This is a genomic window from Microvirga sp. P4_A5, assembly GCF_056402495.1.
Genome location: NZ_JBFUHH010000006.1, coordinates 63,260 through 86,035, shown reverse-complemented (window position 1 = coordinate 86,035; position 22,776 = coordinate 63,260). Strand labels below are relative to the sequence as shown.

Sequence of the window (22,776 nt, the reverse complement as noted above, 5' to 3'; positions counted from 1 at the left end):
CCTCAGCCGCCTACTGCGACTTCGACGTCAGCGCGAACAGGCTCGCGATCCCGCCGACCGCGAGCATCACCAGCAGGCTGACGGCGTTGATCGCGGGCGTGGCGCCCTCTCGCATCTGGCCATACATGGTGATGGGCAGCGGTGCGTCGGACCCGACGAGCATCAGCGTCGTGTTGAAATTCTCGAACGACATGAGCAGCGCCACGAGTCCAGCGCCCACCAGCGCGGGACGCAGAAACGGCAGCGTGATCGTGCGGAGCACACGCGCCCGGCTGGCGCCGAGATCGAAGGCCGCCTCTTCGAGCGATCGGTCGAACTTGCGGAGCCGCGCCGCGATGATCAGCGTCGAAATCGTCAGGATGAACGACAATTGCCCGAGCACCACGAGGGACAGGCCGGGGCGCAAGGGGTCGAGATCCATCTGAAGCCATTCCTCGAGGCCATTGGCGACGCGGGAAAAGAACGCGAGGATGGAGATGCCGAGCACGACGCCCGGAATCACCAGCGGCCACAGCATCATCATGGCGAGGAGTGTCTTGCCGGGGAACTGTGCGCGTTCCAACAACCAAGCATTGACGGTTCCGAGGAGGACCGCCAACACCGCGACAGGGAGAGCCACCTTCAGTGAATTGCCGATGGTGGTGAGCCAGATCGGATCCTTCAGCACCCCCGGCCTGCCGAAGACCGCGCCTGTTCCGGTAAACCATTCGAGCGTGAAACCGCGCCACGGCGGTGACGGAAACGGGCTGTCGTTGAAGGCAAACACGGCAACGACCACGAGCGGCGCAAACAGGAAGATGTAGAACGCCGCGATGTAGACTTTCCACAGGAGCGAGGGACGGTTCATGGGATCATGCCTGCCGCAATGTGGTGCCGAGACCCTGGCCGGTCAGGCGCAAGCCGGCCCAGACGATAGCCGATGAAAGCAGGAGGAGGAGCATGCCGAAGGCCGCCCCCTGGGGCCAGTTGAAGCGCGTGATGAACTGCGCGTAGATCTGCTCGGTGAACCACAGGCCGTTCTTGCCGCCGAGCAAGACCGGCGTGGCGAAATTGCCGACTGTCAGCATGAACACGATGATCGACCCCGCGACGATGCCGGGCATCGCATGGGGGATCACGATGCGGCGAATGACGGTCCAGCGGGAGCCCCCGAGATCGTAGCCCGCCTCGACCACCGAGGGATCGAGGCTTTCGAGCGCATTCGCCAGCGGCACGATCATGAACAGCAGGCCCCCATAGACGAGCCCGAGGATCACGGCGCCGTCGTTGTAGAGGAGTTCCACGGGCCGGTCCGCAAGGCCGGTCATGCGTAGCACATAGGAGATGATGCCGGTTTCGCGTAAGAGCATCATCCAGCCGAGCGTCCGCACGAGCTCGGACACCCAGAACGGCAGCAGGCACAACAGCAGCAGCATCGCTTTCAGCCGGCCTTGCGCAACCCGCGCGATATAAAGCGCGATGGGGAATGCGAGGACGAGCGTGATCGCCGTGACCAGGATGGACATGATCGCCGTACGGGCGAAGGTGCGCCAATAGAGCGGCTCGGTGAAGAATTCGAGATAATTGCCGAAGCCGAATTCATAAACCCGCGGCGCGACCCTCTGGCTGAACGACAGGATGAGAATTTCCACGTGCGGCAGGACGATCAGCACGCCGAGCCAGAGGATGGCGGGCGCCATCATGAGGAAAAGGGTCAGGCGCTGCGCCGTTTTCATGCGGCAAAGACCTTCATGGCGTCGGCGGTCCAGCCCAGGTGGACCGGCGCTCCCACATTGATCCCCGCAGGCGCACCCGCCTGCGGCAGCACGGCGCGAACAGGCTCGGCGAAACCGCGCGTATCGATGAGCAGGCTGGAATTCGCACCGTCGAACAGCACGGCCGAAACCTTGCCCTCGAAGCGGTTGGCAAGGGCGCCAAGGGCCGCGGCGTCCGACGCCAGCGCGATCGCTTCCGGTCGCGCGAAGCAAAGGGCATCGCCGGCGCCCGCCTTCCCTTGTCCCTGCACCGAGATGCCGGATGGCAGCCGCACCGCGATGGCGCCGTCCCCGCCGCTCGTGACCGCCCCCTGCCACCGATTCGTCTCGCCGACGAAACTCGCAACGAAAGGCGTTCCCGGGTTGTGGTAAAGCTCGCGGGGGCTGCCGACCTGCTCGAACCTGCCCTGGTTCATCACGGCGATCCGGTCCGACATCACCAAGGCTTCGGACTGGTCATGCGTGATGTAGGCGAACGTCGTGTTGAAGGTGCCCTGCAATTGCTTCAGCTCGATCTTCATGTGCTCGCGCAGCTTCAGATCGAGCGCGCCCAGCGGTTCGTCGAGAAGCACGAGTGTGGGCTCGAGAACGAGACAGCGGGCGATCGCCACGCGCTGGCGCTGCCCGCCCGACAAGGCCGTGACCTGTCGATCGCCGAAGCCCTTCAGCCCCACACGCTCGAGCATGCGGGTGGCGCGGTCGTCCGCCTCGGCGCGTCCAACCCCGCGACATGTCATGCCGTAAGCGACGTTCTCGCCAACACTCATCATGGGAAAGAGCGCGAGACTCTGAAACACCATGTTGACCGGACGGCGATTGGCCGGAACGCCGACCATGGATTTGTCGCGTATTCTAATGTCGCCCGAGGTCGGGTTCTCGAACCCGGCGATCATGCGCATCAGCGTGGTCTTTCCACATCCCGACGGTCCGAGGATGGAGAAGAATTCGCCGGGCGCGACGCTGAACGTCACGTCGTTGACGGCGAAATGCGCGCCGAACCGCTTCGTCACGTTGACGATATCGAGGTCGCTTGATGAAGCCATGGGTGGATACACACAAAAAGTCATCCCCCGGCGAACCGGGGGATGATGATCAATCGGTAGCGATTACGAGCCGGCTTTCAGACGGTCGAGAACCTTGCCCTCGATCTCTTCAATGCCGGCAGGCACTGCCGGATACCACTTGATGTTGTCGATCGCCGCCTTCGGGAAGCTCTCGGCGAATTGCTCCTTCAGCTTGCCCTGCATCAACTTGTCGGCGCCGTTCGACGCCGTGAAGTTGCCCGCGGCAGCCGCGACCTTCGCGGCGATCTCAGGCCGCATGTTGAAGTTGATCCACTGATAGGCAGCCTCGTCATTCCGGCCCTTGGCGGGAATCGCGAAGGTGTCGATCCATCCCAGCGCGCCGGATTTCGGCGCAATGAACTTGATCTCCGGGTTCTCCGAATTCAACTTCCAGCCACCCGTGTCCCACGCCATGGCGGCCACCACTTCGCCGGTGCGAAGTGCGTTCAGGAGCTGGTCCTTGCCGTCCCAGAAGAACTTCACGTTCTTCTTGCACTCGGCGAGCTTGGCGCCGACCTTGTCCATCATGGCCGCGTAGGCCTTGGCGTCGCCATAGGAGGCGAACGGATCCATGCCGTTGGCAAACGCGAAAGCGATCAGCGTCGGGCGCTTGGCGCGGAAGCTGGCTTTACCCGCCACGGCCGGAGCGCAAAGGTCGTTGTAATCGGCGACCGCGGGAGCAGCCTTCGTGTTCACGACGAGTCCGTCGGTGCCCCAGATATGCGGCACGCCATAGACCTTGCCGCCCAATGTCGTGTTCTTCTTGGTGGCCTCGAGCATCGAGGCGATGAACAGGTCCGACTTCAGCTTGGACAGGTCGAGTGGCTTGTAGATGCCGAATTCCTGCTGCGGACCGGCGATCCGGTCCTGGCTCGGCTGGACGAGGTCGAAGCCCGCGCCCTGCGTGGCGCGCAGCTTGGAGATCATCTCCTCGTTGTTCGAGAGCGTGATCTCGACTTCGACGCCCGTCTCTTTCGTGAATTGCTGAACGATATCGGCCGGAGCATAATCCGCCCAGGTCAGCAGTCGAAGCTTCTCGGCCGCCTGTGCCGATCCGGCAACCATCAGGGCGGCGAAAGCCGTAGCCAGTTTTAAACCGGCGCGCTTGGTCAACATCTCAATCCTCCAAATGTGGTCCGGGTTCAACCCGTGTTCCCCAGTTGCAAAATTACATGACACCCCCACGACACGCCACTGTTATTAGGACGTTCCGACGATATTCTTGAGCCGGCTCAACGGCCGAGAACGCCAGGCTCTGCCTGCCGCATCGGCACGTAGAAACGAAATTCGAACCAGCTAAGGAGGCGCGTTCTATGCGCAGTCTGTACCCGGAGATCTCGCCTTACGAACACGGCCTGCTGGAGGTGGGCGACGGACACCGGGTCTATTGGGAATTGTGCGGCAATCCCAACGGCAAGCCGGTGGTTTTTCTCCACGGCGGACCCGGCGGCGGCTGTTCGCCTTCCCAGCGCCGGCTGTTCGACCCGGAAAAATATCGCATCCTGCTTTTCGACCAGCGCGGCTGCGGACGTTCGACGCCCCATGCCAGTCTTCAGGCCAATACGACCTGGCATCTCGTGGCCGATATCGAGCGGCTGCGCGCGATGCTCGGCGTCGAGCAATGGATGGTCTTCGGCGGATCGTGGGGCAGCACGCTTGCCCTTGCCTATGCGGAAACACACCCCGACCGCGTCAGTGAGCTGATCCTGCGGGGGATCTTCACCCTGCGGCGCGCGGAACTTCTCTGGTATTACCAGGACGGCGCGTCATGGCTCTTTCCGGACAAATGGGAGCGCTTCCTCGAACCCATCCCCGAGGCGGAACGCCACGATCTGATGGCCGCTTATTGCCGCCGCCTCACCCACGCGGACCCGGCCGTGCAGCAGGAAGCCGCCGCCGCGTGGAGCCTTTGGGAAGGCGAGACGATCACACTTCTCGATAACCCGGATTACTCGACCCAATTTGGCGACCCCCACTACGCCCTCGCCTTTGCGCGCATTGAAAACCATTACTTCGTGAACGAGGGCTTCTTCGAGGAAGGGCAACTGATCCGCGATGCGCAGCGGCTTACAAGAATTCCAGGCGTCATCATTCAGGGCCGCTACGACGTGGCGACGCCGGCCGCGACGGCCTGGGCGCTTCACAAGGCCTGGCCGGAGGCGCGGTTCGTGATGGTGCCGGATGCGGGCCACGCCTTCACGGAACCGGGCATTCTGCACCATCTCATCGAGGCAACGGATTCGTTTGCGGACCGGTGAGACGGCGCCTCACTTCGCCGTCCAGCCGCCATCCATCGACAGGTTTGCGCCTGTCATCTGGCTCGCCGCGTCGGAGCACAGGAAGAGCGCGAGCGCCGCGACCTGTTCGACGGTGACGAATTGCTTGGTGGGCTGCGCTTCGAGCAGCACATCCTGGATAACCTGTTCTTTCGTCAGGCCGCGGGCTTTCATGGTGTCGGGAATCTGCTTCTCGACCAGCGGCGTCCAGACATAGCCGGGGCTGATGCAATTGACGGTAATTCCGTGCGCCGCCACCTCGAGAGCGGTCGTCTTCGTCAAGCCCGCAATACCGTGCTTGGCCGCCACATAGGCGGATTTGAAAGGCGACGCCACGAGGGAATGCGCCGAGGCCGTGTTGATGATGCGGCCCCATCCGCGGGCCTTCATGCCGGGAATGGCGGCACGAATGGTGTGGAACGCCGACGACAGGTTGATGGCGATGATCTGATCCCATTTCTCGACCGGAAAATCCTCGATGGGCGACACGAATTGGATGCCTGCGTTGTTCACCAGGATATCGACCGCGCCGAACGTCTCCTCGGCAAGCTTGATCATCGCGGCGATCTCATCGGGTTTCGACATGTCGGCCGGCGAATAAATCGCTCTGACGTTGAATTCGCGCTCGATGGACAAGCGGGTCTTCTCGATGTCGTCCGCCGGGCCGAAGCCGTTGAGGACGACAGATGCGCCGTCGCTTGCAAGCGCCCGCGCAATGGCAAGGCCGATGCCGCTGGTCGAGCCTGTGATCACGGCGGCTTTTGAGGTGAGAGTCATGGATGTGCTCCGGGAGAATTTTTTTGGACGATCGGCGCGCGCAAGAGCGCGATGGGGGCCGGCTGTTTTCAGGTGGCGGAAACGCCCTTGGCTTCACGCCGGCGTTCGTGCAGCACCCATTCGGTGTAGCCATTCGGCTGCGCGCGTCCCTTAAAGATGAGATCGCTCGCGGCGCGATAGGCCGGCCCGTCGAAGGATGGAGCCATCGGGCGATAAAGCGGATCGCCCGCATTCTGCCGATCGACGATTTCGGCCATGCGCCGGAGCGTCCGCTCGACCTGCTCGTCCGAGACGATGCGGTGGTGCAGCCAGTTCGCGACGTGCTGGCTCGAGATACGAAGCGTCGCGCGATCTTCCATCAAGCCCACATCGTGAATGTCGGGCACCTTGGAGCAGCCGACGCCCTGATCGATCCACCGCACCACATAGCCGAGAATGCCCTGGCAATTGTTGTCGAGTTCCTGCTGCACCGCCTCCGGCGCCCAGTTCGATTGCGACACCGGAATGGTCAGGATATCGGCGAGTTTCGCGGGCGCGCGCTTCTTCAACTCGCTCTGTCGCTCAGGCACGTCGACCTGATGATAGTGAAGCGCGTGAAGCGTCGCGGCGGTGGGCGACGGCACCCAGGCGGTGTTCGCGCCCGCCATGGGATGTCCGACCTTTTGCGTCATCATGTCGGCCATGCGATCGGGCGCCGCCCACATGCCCTTGCCGATCTGGGCGTGACCCGGAAGACCGCAGGCGAGACCCGCATCGACGTTCGAATCTTCGTAAGCCTTGATCCAGGGCGTGGCCTTCATGTCGTTCTTGCGCACCATCGGACCCGCTTCCATCGAGGTATGGATCTCGTCGCCCGTACGATCGAGGAAGCCGGTATTGATGAAGAAGATTCGGTCCCGGGCCGCATGGATGCACGCACGCAGATTAACGGTCGTGCGCCGCTCCTCGTCCATGATGCCCATCTTGAGCGTATGCCGCCGCAATCCCAGCATGTCCTCGACGGCCGCGAACAGATCGTCGGCGAACGCCACCTCATCGGGCCCATGCATCTTCGGCTTCACGATATAGACCGAGCCCGCACGAGAATTGCGAAGAGGTCCGGTCGATTTCAGGTCGTGCATGGCAATCAGCGACGTGATCGCCGCATCGACGATCGTCTCGGGAACCGGTCTTCCCGCCTCATCCAGCACGGCGTCGGTGTCCATGTGGTGCCCGACATTGCGGACCAGCATGAGGCTGCGGCCGTTGAGCCAAAGCTCCTTCCCGTCGGGCGCCGAATAGATCCGGTCCGGGTTGAGGCGCCGCTCCACCGTGCGGCCGCCTTTCTCGAAAGTCTCGGACAGGTCGCCCTTCATCAGGCCGAGCCAGGTGCGATAGACAAGCACCTTGTCGTCGGCATCGACCGCTGCGACGCTATCCTCCAGATCCATGATGGTGGAGATCGCAGACTCGATCACGAGGTCGGCAACACCGGCCGGATCCTCGGCGCCAATCGGGTTTTGCCGATCGATCTTGATCTCGATGTGAAGTCCGTTGTGGCGCAAGAGAATGCCGGTCGGGTTCGCCGCCTCCCCGCTGAAGCCCACGAATTGCGACGGATTCGCCAGCGCGGTTTCGCTGCCGTTCTGCAGCGCAATTTTCAAGGTGCCGTCCTTGACCGAATAGGACTTCACATCGCCATGATGTCCCGCTCTCAGCGGCGCCGCCTGGTCGAGGAACTGCCTTGCCCGGGCCACCACCTGCTCGCCGCGCAGCTTGTTGTAGCCGCCGGACCGGACGGCGCCCCCCTCCTCCGGGATCGCATCCGTGCCGTAGAGAGCATCATAGAGGCTGCCCCAGCGCGCGTTCGCGGCATTGAGGGCATAGCGTGCGTTCGAGGTCGGCACGACCAGTTGCGGACCGGCAATGCTTGAAATTTCATCGTCGACGTTGTTCGTCGACACGGAAAACGGAGCCGGTTCCGGCCGGACATAGCCGATCTCGCGCAAGAAGGCCTCGTAACCTGCCGCATCGGCAGGTTGGCCTGCACGGGCCACGTGGAACGCATCGATCCGCCGCTGCAGGTCATCCCGGACCGCGAGGAGATCGCGATTGCGTGGGGCGAACTCCCGATTAAGGTCGGCCAGGCCCTTCCAGAACGCCTCCGAGGAGATCCCGGTGCCCGGGAGCGCCTCACGCTCGACGAAATCGTAAAGAACCGGGGCGATCTGGAGGCCGTGCGACGAAACCTGTTTCATTGTCTCTCTTTCGTAACCTGTCGGCCGGACCTTAGCCCAACGCCTCGTGTGGAGAAAAGGACCGGCACGGCATTTGTCGCACAGGCGCCGTCCCCGGCCGGCATACAGGTTTTGCCCTAGGTCGCGATCAGGCGTGAGCCATCGTGGGTCAGATGGGCGTCATTCGCGATCTGAAAGTTTCGTTCACGGCGGTCATGCAGGTTTGCGCCGAGCAGACAACGTCATTGAAGACGATGACGTCGACCTCGCGTTCCGCGCCTGGCGTGAAATCATCCGCCACGGAATCCGATCCGCCCGATGTCGCTAGAAGGTATGAGACCCCGCGCGATGTGGCTCCGGTCGGATTAATTTTTGACGGGAGCCGCGGCCCTGACCGGCCTCCCGTCACACGTCACTTCTGCGCCTTTGCGCAGGCGCTACTTCAGATCACGTAAAAGTCGCTCGCCAGCACCGAGTTGGCGCCCTCGAATTGCAGCGTCGCGAGAAGAACCGGCCCGGTAGACGCACCGGTTCCGTCCGCATCGAAGAACAGCTGATTGGTATTCTGCACATAGATGAACTGCGCTGTCGCGATGTTGGCGACCGCCGGACCGGCTGCGAGATTTCTGATCTCGTTCGGCGTGACGCCGAGACCGATCTGGAAGACATCGTTGTCGATCAGCAACCGGTCGGCATCGGTAGTGCGGAAGATGGCGTTGAAGGTGTCCGGACCGTTGTCGAGCTCCAGCTGCATCAATTCCTGACCGATCGACGCGCCCGAAAGTGTGTCGTTTCCCGCCCCGCCCACCAGGATCACGGTGCTTCCCGCCGGACCTGTGGCAAACAGCGTGTCGTTGCCGCCCCCTCCCGAGGCCGTGCCGCCGTCCCTGGGAATCAGCGTGTCGGCAAAGTCGGTCCCGACGACGCTCTCGATGCCCGTGTATGTATCGCCGGTCGCGGCGCCGCCCGATGTCCCCGCCTGAAGGTTGACCGTTACCCCCGCGGTCGCGTCGGAATAATCGACACTGTCCAGGCCATCGCCGCCGGTCATCGCATCGGCGAGCGCATCCGCGCCCGGCTGGAAGGTGTCGTCGCCGGCACCACCCACGAGGCTGTCGGCGCCCGCGCCTCCGACCAGTTGATCGTCGCCCGCGCCGCCGAGCAGCGTGTCGTTGCCGATGCCGCCATCGAGCGAATCGTTACCGTCGCCGCCATCGAGACTGTCATTGCCGGCATCGCCCGCCATGAGGTCGTTCCCGAGACCACCGATGAGCACATCGTCGCCGTCGCCGCCGCTCAGGTCATCGTCGCCGTCACCGCCGTCCAGCGTATCGTTGCCCGCGCCGCCGCTGAGCGTGTCGTCACCGATGCCGCCGTTCAACGAATCATTTCCCTCGCCGCCATCCAGGCGGTCGTTGCCGGAGCCGCCCAACAGCGTGTCGTTGCCCGTCCCGCCCTCGAGACGGTCGTCGCCCGAGCCGCCATCGAGAGAATCATGGCCGGAGCCGCCGATCAGCCTGTCGATTCCCGATCCGCCACTCAGAAAATCGTTGCCCGAACCGCCGTCGAGGCGATCGTTGCCCGAGCCGCCGAACAAGCGGTCATTGCCCGAGCCGCCATCCAGACGATCGTCGCCCGAACCGCCATCGAGGCGATCGTTGCCCGAGCCGCCGAAAAGCCGGTCGTTTCCTCCGCGCCCGAAGAGCGAGTCGTTGCCGCCGAGCCCGGAGATGAAATCGTTGTTCGCCGTCCCGACCAGAGTGTTTCGCCGGTTGTCACCAATTCTCGTCGCCATGGCCGTGACCCTCGCTGCCTGAATGTCTGACGATTGAGGAAACGCTAGGAACGCAACAAAAACTGAAGGGATCAGAATTACGCTTCGGCAGAGGCAGGGGAAAATGCCCTTATGGGTCGCCAAAAACCGGCCATTCCAACAAAAAAATGCCATTTTGCGGGTGGGCGGGGGTCGTGGCGCGCGTTAACAGGGCGAAAGGTGCCCGAGGGCCGGAAAATTGCTCGGCGGATACGGCCGCCAAACAGAAAGCCGCCCGGAGGCGGCTTCTTCCAAAGTGTTAGTTCGGTAGGGGAAATTTGGTGGTGGAGGCAGGCCGTTGCAAACCGGTCTCCCCTGGCCCTTTCACTGCTCTAAGGGAAATCTGCAGGGAACTAGGCATTCCCTCGCAGGTACGCGGATCCCCATTCCCTGTCTCTGTTCCGCAAGCCCCGGACACTCTCTTTGTCACGAAAAGCTTTTTGAATCAGACACTTGCGTTTTTTCGAAACCTCTTGTAGAGCTCCATCTGTCTAGCGGCAGTTTCCTCCGGGAGCAATTCGCGGACAGCCCTCGGCCCATGTCGGGTCAAGTCATTTCTCGAGATGTCTGATCTCGCGGTGATCGTTGCCAAAGGCTCTTGGCGGCGGGGTTGCCCCCTATTGTCCTGAAGGAACATCGCCATGAGCGATCCAACCGCTAACCCTATCTCGGCGCTGAACTCAGTGGCCGCAGTTCCTTCCGCCAGCCCAAGCGCGAAGGCCCTCTACCACGACCTGAAGCTCGCCGTTGAATATGTCCCGGTTGAGAGCCTCAAATCCTACAAACGCGCCCTGCGCACTCACACGGCTGAGCACATCGAGCAGCTTGTCGCATCGATCCACGCCTTCGGCTTCGTCCAGCCAATCCTCGTCGACGCTGAGGGCGAGATCGTCGGCGGGCACGGCATTTTCGTAGCCGCCCGGAAGGCCGGCTACGCCTCCGTTCCGGTCGTTCGCCTCGCTCATCTTGACGACGTCCAGAAGCGCACCCTGCGCATCGCCCTGAACCGCCTCGCCGAGACCTCGGGCTGGAACCAGGAGCTGCTGGCGCTCGAGTTCAAGGAACTGCTGGAGATTGACCTCACTCTCGACCTCAGCTTCGATCTCACGATCACGGGCTTTGCCTCCCCTGAGATCGATCAGGTGATCGAGGGCCAGGCCGCGGGGGCAGATCAGGAGCCCGATGATCTTACGCGGGACATCGATCTCATCCACCCTCCCGTGTCCCGCATCGGCGATCTCTGGCTTCTCGATGAGCATCGTCTGATTTGCGGCGACGCCCGGGACACCAATGCCTACGCCAGGCTCCTTGGTCGGGAGCGCGCCGTCATGGGCATCCACGACTCCCCATACGACGTCAAAATCTCGGGCCATGTGGCCAAACGGGGCCGACATAAGGAGTTCGTCATGGGAGCGGGCGAGTTGGGCGAGAACTTCACTCCCTTCCTGAGCGACTTCCTGCAGGCAAGCTCGGCCTTTCTTATTCCCGGCGGGCACCAGTATTGCTTCATGGATTGGCGCCATATGGGCGAGATGCTGGCCGCCGGACAGGCAGCCGGCCTGGCGCTCAAAAACCTGTGCATCTGGAACAAGGGCTGCGGAGCGATGGGCTCGCTTTATCGGTCCCAGCATGAACTCGTCTTTGTCTTCCGGGATCCGCGCGCTCCCGGCCAGAACAATGTGCAGCTGGGGCGATTTTCGAGGAACCGGACTAACGTCTGGGACTACCCGGGCGCCGCCAGCCTGCGCAAGGAGCTCGAACTGCACCCGACCCCGAAGAACGTGCGGATGATCGCCGATGCCATCCGGGACGTGACAAGCCGCAACGACATTGTGCTCGACGCCTTCTCCGGGTCCGGTACCACCATCATCGCGTGTGCCAAGGTCGGGCGGCGTGGCTTTGCGGTGGAGCTTGATCCCCACTACGTCGATGTTGGCGTCCTGCGCTGGGAGCAATGGTCGGGAAAGGCGGCCCGGCATGCTGAGACGGGACTCACCTTCGCCGAGATGGCCGAGCGACGAAACGCGCCGGCGGATCCCCGGAGCGACGGCGAAGCAGGTTTTGCGGTCGAGGCTGCACCCCTCGTTCGCGCCCGGCGGCGCTCGCCGCGGGCGGCATGAGGTGGCTCGTCATGACCCGCAAGAAAAACACCAACGCCCCGGCCGCCTATGAGGTCGGCCGGGGCAAGCCGCCGCGTTCCGCCCAGTTCAAGCCGGGGCAATCCGGTAATCCCGGCGGACGCAAGAAGGGCAGCCGCAACATCAAGACAATATTATTCGAGGTCCTGGACAACGAGATCGAGATCACCGAAGGCGGGCGCACCCGCCGTATCCCGCTGATTCAGGCTTTGATGTTGCGGCAGGCTCAGGAGGGTCTGCGCGGGCAGTGGCGGGCGACGGATAGTCTGCTCGACCGCTTCGAGCGCTATGCGGATCATGAGCCCGAGCAGGGTGCCGAGCTGCCCGAGGAAGATCGAGTGCTTCTGGAGGAGGCTCTCGGCTCAGCAAGAAAGCGCTGCGGGTCCGATCCGCCGCGTCCTCCTGGTGATCCCGGCATGGCAGTTGGCGAGGACCGGGACCATGACTGATCCTGCGCGCCTTCTGCGTGCTTTCCTGCGGCAGGATCTGTCGGTCTTCAGCCGCAAGGTCTTCGCCACCCTCGAGCCCGGCACGCCCTACGAGCACAACTGGCACATCGACCATCTGTGCTGGCAGCTGACGCGGGTGGCGCGCGGCGAGGTGCGGCGGCTGATCATCAACGTCCCGCCCCGCTCGATGAAGTCGATCACCGTCTCGGTGGGCTTTACCGCCTGGCTCATGGGCCAGGATCCGACCCGGCGTATCATCTGCACCTCGTATGCCGATGATCTTGCCCGCAAGCTGTCGGTCGATACCCGCACGGTGCTCGACAGCCCCTGGTATCGGGAGCTTTTTCCGGAGATGCAGCTCGCTTCCCGGCGTCCTCGCAATGTGGAGCTGACGACGACTCAGCAGGGCTATCGCTTTGCCGCCGGCATGAGCGGCTCGATCCTGGGTCGCGGGGCGGACCTCATCGTCATCGACGACCCGATCAAGGCGACGGACGCTCTGTCAGCGAAAGAGCGCCGGCGGGTGAACGAAGCCTTCGACAACACCCTCTACACCCGCCTTAACGACAAACGGACCGGAGCCATCGTCATCATCATGCAGCGTCTCCACCAGGACGATCTGGTCGGCCATGTGCTCACCAAAGGAGACTGGGAAGTGGTCTCAATCCCGGCGATCGAGACGGAGGAGCGGATCTATCGGCTCGGCGAGGATCCGGAGGACGTCTACTTCCGGCGCCCTGGTGAGGTGCTGCATGCAGCCCGCGAGCCCCGCGAGATTCTGGAGCAGATGCGCCGCTCGCAAGGATCTCTGACCTTCTCGGCCCAATACCAGCAGGCACCGGTGCCGCCGGAGGGCAACATCGTCAAACGCGAGTGGCTGCGCACCTACGCCGAGCGGCCTCCTGCATTCGACATGGTGATCGCCAGCTGGGACACGGCCTCCACCCTGTCGGAGACTTCCGACTATTCTGTCGGAACCGTCTGGGGCGCCAAGGGCCTTGACTTCTACCTTCTCGACCTCGTGAGGGGCCGCTTCGAGGTGCCGGAGCTCCGGCGTGAGGTGGTGCGCCTGTCCCAGACCTGGAAGGCCGATCAAACGATTATCGAAGACACCGACATCGGACGGGCGATCACGCAGGATCTGCGGCGGTCCGGCGAGTGGCGAGCGATCTTGCGGAGGCCTCGATTCGACAAGGAAGCGCGCTTCCTGGCTCAGTCCGCTCGTTTCGAGGCCGGCCAGGTTCATGTGCCGCAGGATGCATCATGGCTCGCCAACTGGCTCGACGAACTGCTCGCCTTCCCGAACGGACGGCATGACGATCAGGTAGACTCGACCAGCCAGGCGCTTCACTACCTGACCGCCCGCACGCATCCTTTGCATGTTTCCCAAACACCCCGCGAGCGGCCAAAGAGTGTGCGTCGGCCGGCCGGGTTCAAACGACCTGCCGGGTTCGGGAGAGGATAAGCACTAGGTTTATCGGCAGTCGATACACCAACGGCGTCACGATTGACCCACAGTAGCCCACTCTCGCCTTCCGATGGATGTGAGGGTCGGGGCTGCGGCGACGAGTCGGTTCCATGCGTCGCAGGCGGGGTCGATGATGTCGTCGTCGTAGGCGTCGAAGACGCGGTTGGATAGCCAGTTCGCGGGCAGATACTGCCGGACATTTTCGACCGGCTCAGTTGCGGGGCGCGGGAGGGCAGGAAGATCCGGGAGATGTTTGCGGGCACGACAAGCTTGCCAGTGGTGTCCCATCCGGCGCGGAGCAGCAGGACCGCACGCGCGCCCTTGGCCACCGTTCTGGCGATCTCGTCGAGATGGGCGATCAGGGTCGCTGTCTGGCTTGATGAGTTGCTGTCGTTCCCGAATGGCCGCCATGATGATCAGGTCGACTCGGCGAGCTGGGCGCTCGACTACACACCACCCGCGCGCGATCACTCCGGCCGTCCCAGGCGCGCGAGCGAAAGGACGTTGTACGCCCAGCCTGGGTTTAAACGACGCGATTGAAGGTACTTTGATGATATCGTGGCGCGCATCACTGTTAGCTGGCCCACGTAACCGAACTGGTTGCGGGGACACGCGACCATCTTGAATTGCTGCTCTCGTGGTCGGAAGTACACGTTTAAGGCACCGCTATGCTCATGTATCGGGGATCCGCTGAGGCGCTTGCGCCCTCCGGTTCGGAGTTGGGGCACGGGTGGACGACCCGTTCCGGTCATGCGGCGGAAAGGGGCCTTCGGGGTCTCGACCGTCTTTAGCGATCGGCCTTGCGAAAGATTAGCCGAACCCAGTTTGCCTATACCTCGTAAGCCCACATCCGGCTTTCGGCCTGAAAGCTCGGAAGGCCCGGAAGGCGCCTGCGATCCCGATTGGACGTGAACTCGGTTTCGAGAGGCGTTTGATCTTCGGCATGCCCCTTCCTTTGATTGGGCATGCCGGATTCGATGAAGCCGTTCGGCCACTTTCCTCTGCCGACAAACGGGCGACGACCGCGACCCTGCGGAATTGCCCCCGGGCCTTGGGATCGCGACACCTGTGTGGTTTTTACTTGTCAGGTTGTCCGTATATCTTTACCCCGTATGAGCTCAATCATGTCGTGGAGGCGTCGGATGAGTTTCAAGGGCCCGTTCTCGGATCTCCGCATCGTCGAGTTCACACACACGGTGATGGGTCCGGCGGCGGGCATGCTGTTTGCCGAACTGGGGGCGGAAGTCATTCGGATCGAAACGCCGCCCAACGGAGACCGCACCCGGTATCTAGGAGGATCGGGCGCCGGCTATTTCTCCTTCTACAATCGTCACAAAAAGAGCGTGCTTCTGGATCTCAAGAGCAATGCAGGGCGGGATGCGGCCCTCAAGATCATCGGCACGAGCGATGCGCTAATAGAAAACTTCGCTCCCGGTACTATGGAACGCCTGGGCCTTGGGTATGCGGACATCAAACCGCTTCATCCTAGGATCATCTACTGCGCGCTGAAGGGCTTCCTTGCAGGCCCTTATGAGAACAGAGTGGCACTCGATGAGGTGGTGCAGGTCATGTCGGGGATGGCCTACATGACAGGGCCGCCGGGGCAGCCGCTTCGCGCCGGGGCGTCCGTGATCGACGTGATGGGCGGCCAGGCCGGCGCTTTCGCGATTCTCGCTGCGCTGCGGGAGCGCGACAAGACGGGCCAAGGCCAGCTGGTGCAGGGCGCGCTTTACGAGAGCGCAGTCTATCTGATGGGCCAGCACATGGTGCAATCGGCGCTGCAGGGAACGCCGGTCCAACCGATGTCGGTCCGCGACAGCGCGTGGGCCGTCTATCGCATCTACGAAACCAGAGAGGGTGGGCCCGTCTTCGTCGGGATCACCACTGATGAAACTTGGGCGCGTTTCTGCGCCGAATTCGGCCGCGAGGATCTTGCTCTGCGGGAGGTCTTCGCCACCAACGCGGGACGTCGAGCTCATCGCGCGGAGCTCGACGCGGAGGTCGCGGCGATATTCCGCGCCATGACCCGCGACGAACTTCTGGCCGCCTGCGAGCGGGCCCGCATGCCATTCGGACCGGTCGGGCGGCCCGAGGACCTCTTCGAGGACCCGCACCTGCGCCAATCTGGCCAATTGGTCGACACGACCCTCCTGGACGGCACGACGATCCCGATCCCCACCATGCCTCTGCGCATGGAGAGTTGGACGCCGCCGACAGCCACCGAAATCGCGCCCCCCGGCGTCCATACGCGGGAAATCCTTGCCGCCGCGGGCCTGTCGGCAGCCGAGATCGACGCCGTCGCGCCAGCAAACAATTGACCCCGATATCCTTTCATATAAGGATGTCCGTACAACTAAGCCAGACATGGGTATTGTGCTCGCAACGGCGTCCGAGGGCTTGCGATGAAATTGACGGAATTGGCCAAGGTCCTGAGAAGCAAGAATGCCGGGCCGCTCCAGGTAACCCTCGATCTAATGTTCGCGGACAGCAATGCCTACGAGATCGCGATGCAGTCGGAAGCGCTGACGGCGTCCCGGATCGCCGCGCTCTACGGCGTCGAACCGACGACCGTCGCGGTCGTCCCTTTCCGATCTGCCCTCGCCATCAAGGTGGTTATCGACCGGCCGGTGATCGCCGGGTCGCCCGGGGACGCGGACGTCTACGGCGCGCAACAGCACAAACCCCTTCTGGAGATCGAACTATGACGGCGATGGCGCGTCTGCTGAGCGCAGGCCTAGGACCCGGCAAGCCGATGCGGGTTCTGGCCGCGTCCGGTCAGCTCGGATACGGCATTCCCGAAGCCGCTTTCCGGGCGGGTCTTCTGCGCGATCCTCATATCATCGGCTGCGACATGGGGTCGATCGATGTAGGGCCGTATTATCTGGGCTCCGGCAATCTCGCGACCGCGCCTTCGATCACCCGCCGCGATCTCACCCTCGTGCTCCTCGGCGCGCTCGACGCGGGCGTGCCGCTCGTCATCGGAACCGCCGGGACCGCCGGCGCCCTGCCGCATCTCGAAAAAACGCTTGAGATGATCCGCAGCATCGCCCGCGAACACAGCCGTTCATTTCGGCTGGCGTGGATACCGGCCGACATCCCGCGTGACGGGCTGCGCGACATGATCGCCGCCGGGCGCACTCATCCCATCGCCACGATGCCGCCCCTCACGGCCGAGGCGGTCGACGGCGCCAGTCACATCGTCGGCCAGATGGGTGTCGAGGCCTTCATTCGCGCCATGGCGACGGAGCCGGACGTCATCGTCACCGGCCGCGCCTGCGACACCGCCGTGTTCGCCGCCGCCCCGATCATGCTGGGATACCCCATCGCATCCTCGATCCACATGGCAAAGATCATCGAATGCACGTCCATCTGCTGCATCCCCGGCGGTCGCGACGCGATGCTGGGCACCCTGGATGACGACGGCTTTACCCTCGAGAGCATGAACCCTGCGCGGGCCGCGACTCCCTTGTCGGTGGCGGCCCATTCGCTCTACGAGCAGGCGGACCCGCTCACCGTGTACGAACCCGAGGGCATGCTTCATGTCGGTGACGCTCGGTTCGAGGCGATCGACGAGCGCCGCACGCGCGTCTGCGGCGCCACCTGGCACCCCGCGGACCAGCACACGGTGAAGATCGAGGCCTCCGAATGGGTGGGCGAACGCGCGATCCTTTGCGCCGGCTCGTGCGATCCCCGCGTCATTGCCAATTCGGCCGAGATCGTCACCGAGGTTCGCAAGACCGTCAGCGAAATCATTCCGCCGACGCAAGACGCGACGTACGATCTATTCTTCCGCATCTATGGCGAGAACGCCGTCAGCCTTTTTCCGACAAAACCGAGAGGCGACGCCGCCGAGGTTTTCTTTCTGGTGGAGTGTATCGCGGGCACCGCCGAACTGGCGAAATCGGTCATCAGCGTCACCAAGCAATATCTGCTTCATCACGGTTTCGCCGGTCGCCTTTCCACGGGCGGCAACATCGCCTTCCCCTTCACGCCACCGGAGCTTTCGGCGGGCGCGGCCTATCGTTTCTCCGCATACCACCTGATGGAATGCGATTCCCTCCCGGATCTTTTTCCCGTGAATCTCGAAAATGTGGAATCCGACAAGGCCGCCTGACATCGGGATCGATGGCAAGGAGAATTAAGGTGCGAAAGACGAGCAGATTGAAGAACCTGATCGAGGCGGAGACGCTTCTGGTCATGCCCGGCGCCTACGATCCGCTCAGCGCCAAGATCGTCGAGAGCGCGGGCTTCGACGCCGTGCAATGCACCGGGCTCGGCATCAGCGTGACGACCATCGGCCTTCCCGATTACAGTTTGATCGGCCTCGGAGAAATGGTGGAGCGAACGGGCCGGATGGTGGACGCGGTGAGCGTGCCCGTGATGGCGGACGCCGACACAGGCTTCGGCAATGCCGTCAACGTCCATTACGCCGCGCGCGCATTCGAGCGGGTCGGCGCGGCAGGCTTCAACCTGGAAGATCAAGTCGCGCCCAAACGGTGCGGTCACCTGGCGGGCAAGGAACTCGTCTCTCCCGAAGAGATGAGCCTGAAGATCCGGGCGGCGCGCGATGCGTTGAGCGATCCGGATTTCGTCATCAACGCCCGGACGGACGCGCTGGCCGTGGAAGGTATTCCGGGCGTTATCGCCCGTGGCAATAGCTATCTCGCGGCGGGCGCCACCATGGTCTATGTGGACGCCATCGAGACGCTCGATCAGATCAAGGCCATTCGCGCCGGGCTGAACGGGCCGCTCGGGGTGTCACTCGTCGAAGGCGGGCGGACCTCGAGGGCGCTGACATTCGAGCGATTGCAGGAAGCCGGCGTCGCCCGCGTCTCACTCTCGCTGACCGTGTTGCTGGCGAGCGTGCATGCGATGCGAAGCGTGCTCGCAACGGTCAAGGAAACCGGCGGCATCGTCGGCTATGAGGACCGCATCGCCGAGTTCAAGGAATTTCAACGGTTCATCGGCATGGACGACGTGCTGGCCCTGGAGCGCCGCTTTCTTCCAACCGATCAATTAAAGCGAAAATTCCACGAAGGAGCCGAGGAACATGAATGATAGCGGGAACGCCTATCCGCTCGGCCTGCGTGTCGCGGCCGGGCGCAACGCCGCTCTGCGCGGCGCTGTCCAGAGCGGAAAGATCGTCGTTGCTCCGGGCGCGTTCGATTGCCTGACGGCGCGCCTCGTCGAGAGAGCGGGGTTCGGCGCGCTATACGTGACCGGCTCCGGTGTCTCCATATCGGCGCTGGGCGCGCCCGATGTCGGCCTCATGTCGTTCGGCGAAATCCTGGACCGGGTGAAGCGCATCGCCGACTCGGTGTCGATCCCGCTCATCGCGGATGCGGATACTGGCTATGGCGGGCCTTTGAACGTGATCCGGACCGTCCGCGAATTCGAGCGCGCAGGCGTGAGCGCGGTGCAGATCGAGGATCAGACATGGCCCAAGAAATGCGGCCATGAAGCCGGCCGGCAGCTCGCCACCATCGACGAAATGGTGGGGCGGATCAAGGCGGCGACCGATGCGCGAATCGACAGCGACCTCCTCATCGTCGCAAGAACCGATGCGCGCAGCGAACACGGCCTCGACGCGGCAATCGAGCGGGCGCGTATCTATGCGGAAGCCGGCGCCGACGTTCTTTTCGTCGAATCGCCTGAAAGCGAGAGTGAGCTCAGGCGCGTGGCCCAGGATGTCCCCTGCCGGGTCCTTGCCAACATGGTGGAGGGTGGACGCACGCCGATTACGCCTGCGGCCGATCTCGAAGAATACGGCTTCAGCATCGTCATCTATCCGAACGCGCTGACGCGCACTATCGCCCGCGCAGGCGCCGACATGCTGGCGGCCCTGTCGCGCGACGGCACCACCGCTGCGTGGAAGGACCGGATGGTGGATCACCGGCAGCTCTGGTCGCTTTTCGACTACGAGAGCTGGACCGCGACCGAGAAACGCTTCGCTGTGTCACCGGCGGGCAAATGAGCGCAAGCAGCGGGGGAAGAAGGTCATCGACCCCTGTATTTGATTTGATATAGCGATTAGCCTAAAGGCAGCATTCGAAATTCTTCTTGAGGGATGCCATTGTCAGTGATGCTCGGCCCATCGAAGCAGCCCCGGTATGCGCGTGTCGCGGATTCCCTGATGCGCGACATCGCGGGCGGCACATATGCGGTCGGCGATCTCCTGCCGCCGGAAAGCGTCCTGTGCGAGCGCTTCAACGTGAGTCGAGCCACCGTACGCGAGGCCCTTCGGCAATTGAGCGAGCTCGGCATCGTCAGCAAGGCGCATGGCATCGGCACGCGCGTGACTGCCGTGGAAACRCAGAGCAACTATCTGATGTCGCTCGATTCCGTATCGGGGTTGATGCATTACGGCACTGAGACCGTGCTTCGGCTCATCGACCGCGAGCCCATGGTCGCGACGGCTGCGGACATTCCGCTCCTCGGCTGTGCGGTGGGCGACCGGTGGATCAGGTTGCGGGGCCTGCGATCGATCGTCGGGGCAGATAAGCGTCCGATTGCGTATTCGGAAATCTATATCGACGACCGCTTCCCGGAGATCGCAAACGAAACGCCGGCGACCGCCACCTATTACGAGATGATCATCGACCGGCATGGCGAGGARCTCCAATCGGTGGAGCAGGAAATATCCGCCATGAATATCCCGGCCGACATCGCAGCCCTGCTGGCGGTCAAGCCGGAGGCCGCTGGCCTGCAGATCATCCGCCGCTATCGCAGTTCCCGAACCCAGCCGATCGAGGTCACGCTCAACTATCACCCGAAGGATCGCTTCACCTATCAGCTGCGCCTCAACCGCCCGCCGACAAAATGAGCATTCCCCTTCGTCATCTGCATTGACGGCTCCGCCTTTTTGGTCGTACGGTTGTCCGTACAAGATTGGCGGCCACGCTCATCGTGCTGCCGTTCGCCAAAAGGCGTTGAGAGGGGCTGATGAAGAGCATCAACGGCGTTTCGGTTCGTGACACCCTCGACGAGTTGGTCGACACGGCGACGACCGCATTGGTGGTGGTCGACGTGCAGAACGATTTCTGCCATCCCGACGGCCACTTCGCGCGGTACAAGAAAGACCTCAGCAGCACGCAGGCCGTGCTTCCCGCCCTCGTCTCGTTCGTCAACCGCGCGCAGGATCTCGGCATCCGCGTGGTGTTCATCCGCCAGCTGACGCTGCCGGGTGGCAAGAGCGACAGCGCGGCGTGGCTGCGGTTCAAATGCCGCGATGGAAAAAGCCCCGATTATACGCTCAAGGGCAGCTGGGGAGCCGAGTTCGTGGACGGGCTTGTTCCCCGCGAGCGCGATCTCGTGATCGAGAAATTTCGCCCCGACGCTTTCGTCCACACCAACCTCGACCAGCTGCTTCGGGCCAACGGCATCGAAACGCTCGCGGTGCTCGGAACCACCAGCGAAGGCTGCGTCGAATCCACCATCCGGGGCGGCTCGTATCACGATTATTACATGGTCGTGGTCCACGACCTCATCACGAGCCCGAACAAGATTCTCCATGAGGGCGCGATGCGCCTGTGCGAGGCGCGCTACCCGATGGCGACCTCCGACGAACTCCTCGACATCTGGCAGCGCGGATCGCACAGCCAGGCTGCCGAATAAACCAGACCATCGAAAATCAACAAGGACGGGAACACGATGACACGGCGTAATTTTCTCTCCTATCTGACGGCAGGTTTCGTGACGCTGGCAGCCTTGCCGGCATTGGCCCAGGAGCCGGTGCGCATCGGCCTCGACGCGGTGCTGACCGGCCCCGGCGCGAATAATGGCGAACGCATTCGCGAGGCCGCGCAATGGGCAGTGGATCTCGTGAACGAGAAGGGCGGCGTGGCGCTGCCGGACGGCACCAAGAAGCCCCTCGAACTCGTCGTCGTGGACGACCAGGCCAAGCCCGATGTGGGGCTCAGCGCCATCCGGCGTCTGGTCGGCGACAAGTCCATCGTCGCCTTCATGGGGCCGGATTGGTCGAGCGTGACCTATCCCACTTTGTTCGTGGGCGCCGAGGCCGGCATTCCGCAATTCACTTCCTCGGTCGCGCAACGCATTACCCAGGAGGGGCACAAGCACATCTTCCGCGCGCGTTCCACCGATACGGACTGGATGGGCGCGATGGCCGACTATCTCGTCAAGAAGGAAGGCAAGAAGAAGATCGGCGTTACCTACGCCAATAACGAGTTCGGCCGCAGCGGCCGTGACGTGTTCGTGAAAATCCTCAAGGAAACMCACGGCCTCGATCCGGTCGTCGAGCTTTCCTACGCGGTGGGCGACAAGGACTTCACCTCGGTCGCAGGGCGGTTGATCCAGTCCGGCGTGGACGTGGTCGTCAATCTCGGCAACCAGCCCGAAGGCGCGCTGCTTATCAAGGATCTGAACAATCTCGGCTTCGGCGGAATGTTCGCCTTCAATTCCGCGGACAGCATCTTCCTCGATCTGGCGAAGTCCAATGCCGAGGGCGTCGTCGGGCCGTTGAGCTGGGTTCACACAAAGCCCGACGAGAAGTCGAAGGCTTTCAACGTGGCGTTCCAGAAACGCTTCAACCGCGACCCCATCGGCCATTCGGTCATCTACTTCGATGCCGTCAACATGATCGTCGATGCGATCGGCAAGGCGGGCCCGAGCCGCGAGGCCATTCTCAAGTATCTCAAGTCGGTTGATACCTGGCAGGGCGTACAGGGCACCTATCACCCGTCCGCGCCGACGGGCGACATGATCCACGCCTCCGTGGTCATCCGCTATAACAAGGACCTCGTTCCCGAAGTCGTCTCGGTTCGCGAGTAGCAGCGTCCGCGCGTCGCCAGATACGGAAACA

The 22,776-nt window shown here is 63.1% G+C and carries 19 protein-coding genes and 1 pseudogene; 12 read left to right on the top strand and 8 right to left on the bottom strand.

The window, feature by feature from the left end:
• Positions 1-10: 10 nt before the first annotated feature.
• The 4 genes from AC1DVM_RS03835 to AC1DVM_RS03820 all read right to left on the bottom strand — a co-directional run bounded on the left by AC1DVM_RS03835 (position 11) and on the right by AC1DVM_RS03820 (position 3,934).
• The gene (locus tag AC1DVM_RS03835) at positions 11-847 is read right to left on the bottom strand and encodes an ABC transporter permease (protein ID WP_477252164.1); all 837 of its coding nucleotides are present in this window, start codon (positions 845-847) and stop codon (positions 11-13) included.
• Between the two features lie 4 nt (positions 848-851).
• Entirely contained in the window at positions 852-1,715 is an 864-nt protein-coding gene (locus AC1DVM_RS03830; protein ID WP_477252162.1) for an ABC transporter permease, read from the bottom strand.
• On the bottom strand, positions 1,712-2,797 hold the full coding sequence (locus tag AC1DVM_RS03825) for an ABC transporter ATP-binding protein (RefSeq protein ID WP_477252160.1): 1,086 nt from the start codon (positions 2,795-2,797) through the stop codon (positions 1,712-1,714). Before AC1DVM_RS03825 ends, AC1DVM_RS03830 begins: the two co-directional genes overlap by 4 nt.
• A 63-nt stretch (positions 2,798-2,860) precedes the next feature.
• On the bottom strand, positions 2,861-3,934 hold the full coding sequence (locus tag AC1DVM_RS03820; protein WP_477252158.1) for an extracellular solute-binding protein: 1,074 nt from the start codon (positions 3,932-3,934) through the stop codon (positions 2,861-2,863).
• 197 nt (positions 3,935-4,131) lie between these two features.
• Between AC1DVM_RS03820 and pip the strand changes: the two genes are divergently transcribed.
• Complete coding sequence (gene pip, locus AC1DVM_RS03815; RefSeq protein WP_477252156.1) at positions 4,132-5,076, top strand: prolyl aminopeptidase; 945 nt, start codon at positions 4,132-4,134, stop codon at positions 5,074-5,076.
• Positions 5,077-5,085: 9 nt separating this feature from the next.
• Here the strand turns inward: pip and AC1DVM_RS03810 are convergent, their stop codons facing one another.
• The 3 genes from AC1DVM_RS03810 to AC1DVM_RS03800 all read right to left on the bottom strand — a co-directional run bounded on the left by AC1DVM_RS03810 (position 5,086) and on the right by AC1DVM_RS03800 (position 9,882).
• Positions 5,086-5,871, bottom strand: a complete 786-nt coding sequence (locus tag AC1DVM_RS03810) for a 3-hydroxybutyrate dehydrogenase (RefSeq protein WP_477252154.1) — start codon at positions 5,869-5,871, stop codon at positions 5,086-5,088.
• A gap of 68 nt (positions 5,872-5,939) precedes the next feature.
• Positions 5,940-8,108 (bottom strand): malate synthase G, encoded by a 2,169-nt coding sequence (locus AC1DVM_RS03805; protein WP_477252152.1) that lies wholly within the window; start codon positions 8,106-8,108, stop codon positions 5,940-5,942.
• A 421-nt stretch (positions 8,109-8,529) separates the two neighbouring features.
• Positions 8,530-9,882 carry a calcium-binding protein gene (locus AC1DVM_RS03800; RefSeq protein ID WP_477252150.1) on the bottom strand — a complete coding sequence of 451 codons (1,353 nt, stop codon included), beginning with the start codon at positions 9,880-9,882 and terminating at the stop codon, positions 8,530-8,532.
• A gap of 659 nt (positions 9,883-10,541) precedes the next feature.
• Between AC1DVM_RS03800 and AC1DVM_RS03795 the strand changes: the two genes are divergently transcribed.
• From AC1DVM_RS03795 to terL, 3 genes are read left to right on the top strand one after another with little or no spacing between them, the layout of a single operon-like run.
• A complete protein-coding gene (locus tag AC1DVM_RS03795; RefSeq protein ID WP_477252148.1) occupies positions 10,542-12,020 on the top strand; it encodes a site-specific DNA-methyltransferase in 1,479 nt (492 codons plus the stop codon).
• Positions 12,021-12,031: 11 nt separating this feature from the next.
• Positions 12,032-12,487, top strand: a complete 456-nt coding sequence (locus tag AC1DVM_RS03790) for a DUF5681 domain-containing protein (protein ID WP_477252147.1) — start codon at positions 12,032-12,034, stop codon at positions 12,485-12,487.
• Positions 12,480-13,952, top strand: a complete 1,473-nt coding sequence (gene terL, locus AC1DVM_RS03785; protein ID WP_477252146.1) for a phage terminase large subunit — start codon at positions 12,480-12,482, stop codon at positions 13,950-13,952. The genes AC1DVM_RS03790 and terL overlap by 8 nt, the downstream gene beginning before the upstream one ends.
• A 36-nt stretch (positions 13,953-13,988) precedes the next feature.
• Here terL and AC1DVM_RS03780 read toward each other — a convergent pair.
• Positions 13,989-14,326, bottom strand: a pseudogene (locus tag AC1DVM_RS03780) (IS630 family transposase); the annotation flags it as partial.
• Between the two features lie 771 nt (positions 14,327-15,097).
• Between AC1DVM_RS03780 and AC1DVM_RS03775 the strand changes: the two are divergent.
• The 8 genes from AC1DVM_RS03775 (at position 15,098) to AC1DVM_RS03740 (ending at position 22,745) form a co-directional block, all read left to right on the top strand.
• A complete protein-coding gene (locus AC1DVM_RS03775) occupies positions 15,098-16,273 on the top strand; it encodes a CaiB/BaiF CoA transferase family protein (RefSeq protein WP_477252145.1) in 1,176 nt (391 codons plus the stop codon).
• A gap of 84 nt (positions 16,274-16,357) precedes the next feature.
• A complete protein-coding gene (locus AC1DVM_RS03770; protein ID WP_477252144.1) occupies positions 16,358-16,660 on the top strand; it encodes a DUF4387 domain-containing protein in 303 nt (100 codons plus the stop codon).
• Entirely contained in the window at positions 16,657-18,069 is a 1,413-nt protein-coding gene (locus tag AC1DVM_RS03765; protein ID WP_477252142.1) for an acyclic terpene utilization AtuA family protein, read from the top strand. Before AC1DVM_RS03770 ends, AC1DVM_RS03765 begins: the two co-directional genes overlap by 4 nt.
• 29 nt (positions 18,070-18,098) lie before the next feature.
• A complete protein-coding gene (locus tag AC1DVM_RS03760) occupies positions 18,099-19,013 on the top strand; it encodes an isocitrate lyase/PEP mutase family protein (RefSeq protein ID WP_477252140.1) in 915 nt (304 codons plus the stop codon).
• Positions 19,006-19,929, top strand: a complete 924-nt coding sequence (locus AC1DVM_RS03755) for an isocitrate lyase/PEP mutase family protein (protein ID WP_477252139.1) — start codon at positions 19,006-19,008, stop codon at positions 19,927-19,929. The genes AC1DVM_RS03760 and AC1DVM_RS03755 overlap by 8 nt, the downstream gene beginning before the upstream one ends.
• A 93-nt stretch (positions 19,930-20,022) precedes the next feature.
• Complete coding sequence (locus AC1DVM_RS03750) at positions 20,023-20,778, top strand: GntR family transcriptional regulator (protein WP_477252137.1); 756 nt, start codon at positions 20,023-20,025, stop codon at positions 20,776-20,778.
• Between the two features lie 119 nt (positions 20,779-20,897).
• A complete protein-coding gene (locus AC1DVM_RS03745) occupies positions 20,898-21,569 on the top strand; it encodes a cysteine hydrolase family protein (RefSeq protein WP_477252136.1) in 672 nt (223 codons plus the stop codon).
• Between the two features lie 36 nt (positions 21,570-21,605).
• Positions 21,606-22,745, top strand: a complete 1,140-nt coding sequence (locus tag AC1DVM_RS03740) for an ABC transporter substrate-binding protein (RefSeq protein ID WP_477252134.1) — start codon at positions 21,606-21,608, stop codon at positions 22,743-22,745.
• Positions 22,746-22,776 lie beyond the last annotated feature (31 nt).